Below are 7,055 nucleotides of genomic sequence, written 5' to 3' on the forward strand. Positions count from 1 at the left end.
TTATCTTGAAAAAAGTAATTGTACAACTGACTCAATTTTGAAATAATTAACAGGGGGGATTTGCATAGTTCTTCTGATGAATAAAGACAAGTCAGTGAGGAAATTGCTAAACAATCCCTTCTTAATAGAGTTAAAAGTTCAAGAGGTATAGCGAGGTCAAAGGATGATGGAGGGAAGGAAGGTAGTGGTGATGACAGGTGATGCAAATGCTAGTTTGATAAGGAATAAAAAAATACAAAATTTTAGTGCCATAGTAAATATATTTGAGGAACGAAAAAGATTATTTTATAAAATCGGTTGGACTTATATGCAAGATCCACTGGATTTGGAAGCGGCATTTATGGAAGCAATCATACAGGTGCATGATCAGTTGTCTCGTCAAAAGAATAGTCTCGATGGGGACTCAAAAGTGAATTCCATTTATCTGGATGTCTGCAGAAGGTTGTCGAAGAATAGACCAAAAAAGAAAGTTCATGAAATGGATGGAATTTTCGCCAAAGACACCAATAGAGAGGTGTTTACGGCACTATCTCAATTAGAAAACACTTATAAAGAACCAATTGTTCTTACCTATATTTCTGAATTACCGCAGGAAGAAGTAGCTCAGATCCTTCAACTCCCTATTGAGACGGTGAAATCTCGTTTGAAGAAGGGAGTCGACCTACTCATTAACCTGTCAGCAAAAGTAATAGAAGAGGAAAATTGTACAGAATTTCAAGGGCAGTTTATGGATTATTTAGGTAGAACCTTACATAGGGCGGAAAAGATTAAGTTAGAGATGCATGCTCGTAATTGTCCAAGCTGTCAACAAGCATTGCTCTCTATTCAAGAAGTTGTCACCGCTCTTTCAGAGGACAAAGACCATATTTTTAGCTTGCCCTCTGGATTTATGCAGAGAGTCAGAGAAATGGTACAAAAAGTTGAAGATCGTAGAAAGAAAAAGAAGAGGAAGCAGAAAACGATAGGAGTTGCATTCACGGGGTTGTTGACGATGGTTCTTTTTTTCGGTTTCTTTACAAATGGCTATACCTACCTCTACTATTCTTGGATTGGCTGGCTGCATCAGGAAGACGAGCAATTGATTACCTATCTGAAACATGGGGTTGGCGAAGAATTAAATATGACTACGGAAAGCAATGGAATTAGAGTAACGATTAAAAGTGTTATTGCCGATGATGTGCAGACGCTAATTTTTTATGAAGTTGAAAGTTTGAATGATGAAAACCGCTACGAGATTCTTCCATTTGAAGGGGTGCGAATAGCGAATGAATTTGATCTAAAGAATGAAAATAAGGAATTTTTTCATGGAAGCTTTCAATCTAGTGACCCAAGTGAAATAAATAATGACGAGAAGAACGTATATAGAGGTCAGCTTAGTATCTTTCCATTGGAAACAGATAATGAACCAGTTGAACTGAGAATCTCAAGGTTGGCAAAAGCAGTAGATGAACAGCCAGGGTCAACGGATTCCAGGCGATTTTATTATGAGAATATTGAGTTTCTGGACGGGGACTGGAGCTTTGACATTCCTGTTAAAAAACAAGCATCCATAGTCCATGAATTGGATCAAGTTGCGGAGATAGATGATGTTTTTGTTACGTTTAAGCAACTTACTATCGCTCCAACAGCAACCATCCTCCATCTTAGTTATGAAAACCAAAATAGCTATGAAATGATACATAATCTTTCCTTTGAGAGTTTGGAAACAAAAAAAATGAAAGTCGAACCAGACTTATTTGGAGGAAGTTCGTTTTTTACTTCCGACGGAAATTCCTATCAGGCAAGTTTTGATTCGGTGTTCTTTGAAAATCCGGATGAGGTAAATGTACATTTTGCGTCGATGAATCTGTTGATCGAAGAGGAGAACTTTGCTCCGGTGAATTTTTCAAAGGAATTTCCGCAAACATTTGAATTCCGCGGAAGTACTATTTCTATTGACGAAGTGAAATATGGAAATCCAACAAAAATGATGATTTCAGATGAATTAGTGAAAAACAGAGAATATGAAAGCCTCGAATTTGATTTTGTTGATGATAATGGGGGGCAACCTACTTCTTGGGGAATGAGCAGCGAGGGTGTCTGGGTTGATAGAAATGGAGAAAAGTTAGAAGGGAATTCCTATTTTTGGAATCCATACAACCAAAAGGAACAATCTCGTTATTTTCAAACCAAGTATGAAATTGAAATAGGGGATGAAACTTCAGAAGACACTTTTATACCAACCCAGTTGAAAATTCGAGGGTACACCACGACAAAGTTTTTAGATGACAGCGTAATTATCGTTCTCGATTAACTATTCAATGAGAAAGGGAAGAGATTTAGGATAAAATGTATCTATTTGTAGCCAAGGGGACTGTCCCTCTGGTTCCCCCTCTGGTTCCCAACAAGCGATAGAATAAGGGTGGCTCCTGTCGAGATAGATTGAATCATTTCTAGTCCCAATCGTGCAAGACAGTCGGTCGGGACCAGTTAGTGAGCAGAAAAACAGTGTGATTGAGATTCATGAGCCCTTGGCGAAAGGACCCTGTGTTAGGAAAATCTTCAAAAACAAGAATCTACGAGACTCCTGCGAAAAGAAAAGTGAAGAAGGAAATCATTCAGAGCCGCTGTCATTGTAAGTGTAAGTTAGTTTTATTTAAGATGTCGGATGAATAAGGGCTGACATAAAAAGAAGAAAAGTAGGTTATAAAATGGACTTTGAGGATTTATGCCAAACCTCTCTACTTGGAAAGTTAGTGAATGACCCTAAATCCATTTCTGGTGGGCTTTTGCATAGAATGTATGCCATTGAAACTACTGAGGGGAAGTATGCAGTAAAACTATTAAACCCCCAGATAATGATTAGACCAACGGCGTTGAAAAATTATATAAATTCTGAAAAAATATCTAATTTTGTATCAAATAACGTACCAGCCCTTCCAGCTGAAAAATTCATGGTGACTTCATTCAAAAAGTAAATGGTCAATTTTTTCTTGTTTTTAGTTGGATAGAGGGTGAAAGTTTGAAACAGGATGAAATCGATAAAAGTCATTGCGAAAAAATAGGAGGAATTCTTGCAGATATACATAAAATTGATTTTTCTGAGTTAGAAATAACAAATGAGAGAGATGATAATAGACAAATAACAGATTGGGATTACTATTTGCAAAAGGGAAAAGAAGAATGTTCTGAATGGGTTGAGATACTCTTTGAAAACCTTGATAATCTCAAAGATTGGAATTCAGCAGCAACTAATGCAGCGGAATATCTGTCAGCAAATATGGTAATTAGCCATAGGGATTTAGATCCTAAGAATGTTCTGTGGAATCTTCATAATCCAGTTCTTGTCGACTGGGAATCAGCTGGTTTTATAAATCCGATGAATGATTTAATTGAAACAGCAATTTACTGGTCATTTAATGAAATTGGGGAAATCGATAAACAAAGATTTTTCTCATTTATAAGTGGATATAAAAAGAGATATGGTGAAATACGCTCCGACTGGGGAATCGTATTAGCAAATGGTTTCTTAGGTAAATTAGGGTGGCTTGAATACAGTTTAAAACGGTCTTTATGGCTTGAATGTACTGATGAAGAAGAACAGAAGATGGGAACTGCACAAGTAAAAGGAACAATATATGAGATTAGGAATTATGCTGACCAACTTCCAATACTATTGAACTGGTTAAATAATGAGTTATAAACTAAGTTTCTTCAATTTGAATAATAAGTTATTGAACTAAAAAGAAGCATTAGTACAAGAATAAATTTAGTTAATGATTAGGGTAAAACAGAGTAGTAGGGGGGAATGAAAACATCTTTTCAAGCATTTATTAGTTCAATGGTAATTCATTTAGTTTATATAGTTGGTATGACGTTAATCAGTTATATAAAAACTAGGAATTACAAACCAGATTTTTCAAGTTGGTGGGATAAAGTAGAAACACTAGAAAATGAAGCTGTTTTTGGTAAGTCTACCCCTCCTTTTCTATCTATAATAACTTTATAGGTATCGGTGACCGGTGGAATAATAATTTTCTCATATAAAAAGTTGTTACATTAGCTGAAGCTATTGAACCGGGGGGACTGTCCCTCTGGTGCCCCCTCTGGTGCCCCGATATTGAATTCAATATCAAATAGTTCGAGCTTATACCACACAAATTTCCCTTCTTCTAGAACCCAAGAAACATGTAGTTTCGTTGGGATTTTTATTCCATCAACTATAGTTGAACCTCTAACTTCACCTATACATTCAATAAGCTTTGCGTTATCATCAGTATCTTTATACCTTAAAGCGCTAACTTTTTCTAAATCACCATATTCGGTAAAATGATAGATTGCTGATCCTGAAACCCCCTTATATGTCATGGTTGCTTTTGCAGAATATCGATCAATACTTTCCCAAGTAATATAAGAACTAAGAGCAGCTGTTGGATACCATGGTATTTCAAGTAAATACCTCTGAAGTGTCGATTGGTTCAATTTTGCGTTATGAGTTATATCAACAACCGGAACCAATGAGGCGATTTTGATTAACATATGCCCATTCCCATCCACAAATAGGTCCCTACCGCTTGTATTTACTAGTGGAACCACTCCCATATCCACTTTCCAAATGAATGCCGGTTTATCCGTTGTAATATACTGTTCTGCTTCAGCATCTGACCATTTCTTTTGATCTGGTTTTAGCTTCATAACCCCCTTTTGTTTAAAATATACGGACTGAATATTTTCTTTTCCGACTACCCCACTAGTAGTTAACCAAAGTTGGACTTGAGGAGGTAACGATTCTAGCATTTGCCAAGTAATGATAACTTTTCCTGAAGCGTTCCCTTCTGAAAGGATCAAGTTGATTTCTTTGCTGACTTGCCTATTGAAATTCCACATGGCAACTCCAATAATAATGGCGATGACAACGATCGTATTTGGGATCGTACCAAATTTAGTATCTTTCCATGTGAGAATAATTAATATTTGGGAAATGATCGTAGCGAGAATAGCAGGTATCCACCACCAATCTTTATTAGCAGCGAATAAGACGAATACTGATAAAAACAGGAATGCTGAAAACAACCATAGGAAGCCCATTTTGGGAGGAATATCAAGTATTAAATCGTACAATTCTGCTAAACTAAATGATTTCAGAAATCCTAATAAATGAATGAGTCCATGAATAAGGGTTAAAATTAAGAATAGAGTCTTCACTTTTCTAACCTCCTAATATGCAGTAGTCTATGGTGTTATTTTACAATTTATATTATAGCTATTGAGGTAAAATATTAGGAAATATTATGAATTTTCGCTCAAAACATTTTCTTTATCCATTAAAAGAGAAACTCCATTCTTGTGATAAGGTAGAGAACTCTAGGTTAAAGGGATGCTAGATATATTTCAAGAGAGGTTTTGAGCAACATGGGAATAGGTACAATACACCAATCTTTAGTGGCGGAAAAGGACGTCCCTCTTGCTTTTTTGACCAAAATAATAGGAAAGTCCCTCTGGTTCTACGTTCTCAATCTGGGGAAATGCCAAATAAGTTTGGGAATCTTGTATAAGTGGCATGCTAACAAGAAAAAGGGAGTGGAAAGCATGCCTGTTTGTAAGGTTAAGGACCTTATGATGTACTATGATGATGTTGGAAAGGGGACGCCCATCGTCTGGGTTCATCCTCCTGGACTCGGACGGAAAATATTTTATCAACAATATCCCTTAAAAGCACGATATCGTTTACTCCTTCCTGATTTAGGTGGACACGGGGATAGCGGTGGTCAACAGCTATTTACAATAGATGATTATGTTCACCAGATTACCGCTCTTATTCAACGACTTAGTCTTCATTCTTGTTACCTATGCGGGTATTCAGCAGGAGGTATAATCGCTCAGGAGGTAGGGAAGAAAATTCCTGAAAAAATCGCTGGGATCATTTTATTAGGTGGGTATCCGGTAGTAGAAGATAAGCGATTAAAAGTGATGCATAAGTTGGGGATGTACATGACGAAGCATCAACCCAATAAATTAATCACCATCTTAGCTAAAGTCCATAGTACCAATGCTGCGATTAAAAAAGAGCTGGAAGAACATATGAAAAAAGCCTTTCTACCCAATTGGATGTACTATTATGAACAGTCGTACCACTATGATGGAAGAAATACATTGGACCAGCTGCCTTCCCCACTCCTATTGATTTATGGAAAAAAATCAGATTGGATTAATAATCAGTCGCATTATTATAACCATCTTCTATATGCTCAGTACGAATTTATTAATAAGGGTACTCATGAAATTCCTTCAAAATTCCCTGGCCCCTGCAATGAAGCGATTCAACAATTTGTGCCACGGAAAAAGGGGACAGGCGATTCTTGTACACAGTGATGCCTTGAACAATATAGGTTCATATACCATGACCCGCCCGGATGAGTGAAGAAGCCACCACATAAGCTCAATTAGTGGTGGCTCTATTAAATTTTGTTCCTGAAATTTTTAGGAGTTGACATCAACTTCTATTCATCATACACTGTTAGTAACATATTGATGTTAACTACAGTAATATGTTACTAACAGTAAGTTTTGTATATGTAATCATCATTTAACAACCCTTATCTATGGACACAAAGTCGGTCAAGGGTTTTCAGGGGATCCTTGCTTATTTAGTCCATAAAGGGCTTATCTTTGGCCTATATTTCTTCCACTGATGAGACAACATATTATAAATGACTGATTTTTTCAACCAGCCCCAAACCCCTTCAACAATATTAAGTTCTGGACTGTATGGTGAAGGCTGCTTTCGCAAAGATTGTGGCTTTTCGAATAGGAATATATCCCCTGATTTGTATGATTTCGTGCTCTTTTCCTAATGAAAACTTCTCCATTTCTAGATAAAAAGGAAGAAATCAGTCGAAAAAACCTTACTGCCTGTTTTTCTTTGTGCCAATAGCAACAATCAATACGAAACCCCATGTCCTGTCAGACACCGCAATGAATGAAAATGGGGTCTAGCGGTTTAATGATGCATTAAACTGTTCATCCTGTTAATGCAGGTCTGAGGTCGCCTCTTTTTTGGTGGATAAAACCCCGTT

At 36.8% G+C, this 7,055-nt stretch carries 6 protein-coding genes; 5 read left to right on the forward strand and 1 reads right to left on the reverse strand.

Going from position 1 to position 7,055, the window contains the following annotated elements:
• Positions 1-163 precede the first annotated feature (163 nt).
• The 4 genes from U8D43_RS18560 to U8D43_RS18575 all read left to right on the forward strand — a co-directional run bounded on the left by U8D43_RS18560 (position 164) and on the right by U8D43_RS18575 (position 3,988).
• Complete coding sequence (locus U8D43_RS18560; protein WP_335872657.1) at positions 164-2,293, forward strand: DUF4179 domain-containing protein; 2,130 nt, start codon at positions 164-166, stop codon at positions 2,291-2,293.
• Positions 2,294-2,690: 397 nt separating this feature from the next.
• Entirely contained in the window at positions 2,691-2,957 is a 267-nt protein-coding gene (locus tag U8D43_RS18565; protein WP_335872658.1) for a hypothetical protein, read from the forward strand.
• 29 nt (positions 2,958-2,986) lie between these two features.
• A complete protein-coding gene (locus U8D43_RS18570; RefSeq protein ID WP_335872663.1) occupies positions 2,987-3,682 on the forward strand; it encodes a phosphotransferase family protein in 696 nt (231 codons plus the stop codon).
• A gap of 105 nt (positions 3,683-3,787) precedes the next feature.
• Entirely contained in the window at positions 3,788-3,988 is a 201-nt protein-coding gene (locus U8D43_RS18575; RefSeq protein WP_335872659.1) for a hypothetical protein, read from the forward strand.
• 50 nt (positions 3,989-4,038) lie between these two features.
• On the opposite strand, the gene U8D43_RS18580 is transcribed toward U8D43_RS18575, so the two are convergent.
• Complete coding sequence (locus U8D43_RS18580) at positions 4,039-5,184, reverse strand: DUF6920 family protein (protein WP_335872660.1); 1,146 nt, start codon at positions 5,182-5,184, stop codon at positions 4,039-4,041.
• A gap of 384 nt (positions 5,185-5,568) precedes the next feature.
• Between U8D43_RS18580 and U8D43_RS18585 the strand changes: the two genes are divergently transcribed.
• Positions 5,569-6,351, forward strand: a complete 783-nt coding sequence (locus tag U8D43_RS18585) for an alpha/beta fold hydrolase (RefSeq protein WP_335872661.1) — start codon at positions 5,569-5,571, stop codon at positions 6,349-6,351.
• The last annotated feature ends 704 nt before the right edge of the window (positions 6,352-7,055 follow it).

The organism is Bacillus sp. 2205SS5-2 (assembly GCF_037024155.1).
GTDB lineage: Bacteria > Bacillota > Bacilli > Bacillales > Bacillaceae_K > Bacillus_CI.

Excerpts from the sequence above, each read along its gene's own strand:
- U8D43_RS18585 (WP_335872661.1), top strand. The coding sequence starts at position 5,569 with ATGCCTGTTTGTAAGGTTAAGGACCTTATGATGTACTATGATGATGTT.
- U8D43_RS18565 (WP_335872658.1), top strand. The coding sequence starts at position 2,691 with ATGGACTTTGAGGATTTATGCCAAACCTCTCTACTTGGAAAGTTAGTG.
- U8D43_RS18560 (WP_335872657.1), top strand. The coding sequence starts at position 164 with ATGATGGAGGGAAGGAAGGTAGTGGTGATGACAGGTGATGCAAATGCT.
- U8D43_RS18575 (WP_335872659.1), top strand. The coding sequence starts at position 3,788 with ATGAAAACATCTTTTCAAGCATTTATTAGTTCAATGGTAATTCATTTA.